Source organism: Oleiphilus sp. HI0080, from assembly GCF_001635135.1.
Genome location: NZ_LWFU01001193.1, coordinates 1 through 827 on the forward strand (window position 1 = coordinate 1; position 827 = coordinate 827).

At 47.5% G+C, this 827-nt stretch carries 1 protein-coding gene; it reads left to right on the forward strand.

Annotation, left to right across the window (positions count from 1 at the left end; translation table 11 throughout):
• The coding region (locus A3751_RS21050; protein ID WP_068458786.1) for a glycosyltransferase family 1 protein at positions 1–827 on the forward strand (827 nt) is incomplete at both ends.

Below are 827 nucleotides of genomic sequence, written 5' to 3' on the forward strand. Positions count from 1 at the left end.
CTACGATAACGGGAAATCTGGAATTGCTGAGTACACCCGGCAAATGGTGACAGCGCTGTGCGCTCAAAATACAGTCAGCATCGCTATGTTAAAAAAAGACATATCGGAGTTTCCGGTCGAACAAAACAGGCTTCAGATTGTGCCGGTTTCTAACCTGTTCGCACACCCGGTAATGAGCATACTTTGGCACATATTTCTTCTTCCCTTGCTCGCGTTCAAGCGACGCTATGATTGGGTTATTCTTCCTGCGATCAATCGACGCATGGGGCTCTGGTACCCTAAGCCTACCATTGGCATAGCCCACGATCTGAGCCAGTTTTCTGTTGATCAAAAATACGACCTGTTTCGAACCTTGTATGTAAAATTCCTACTCCCCATTTGCACAAGAAACCTAACGCACATCATTGCCATCAGTCACAACACAAAACGAGATCTAACAAGGTTTTGGAACATTCCGTCAGACAAGATGTCAGTGCAGTACAACGGCTACGATCACGCTCGCTACAACGCGATTGAAGACTCGGAAGAATTCAACGTCTTGGCGCATTATCAACTGGAAAACCCTTACCTGATTTACGTGTCGCGCATCGAGCACCCTGGAAAAAATCACGTGCGCCTCATAGACGCCTTTGACGCTCTAGACGACGCACTCACAAAAGATCGATCGCTGGTTTTTGCGGGCGGAGATTGGAACGGTGCAGAGCAAGTAAAAGCACATGCTGCAAATGCCCGAAAAGCCAATCAAATCCGATTCTTGGGCTATGTTCCCGTCGAAAACTTGCCCGTACTCTATCGACAAGCAGATCTGATGGTCTTTCCGTCTCTAT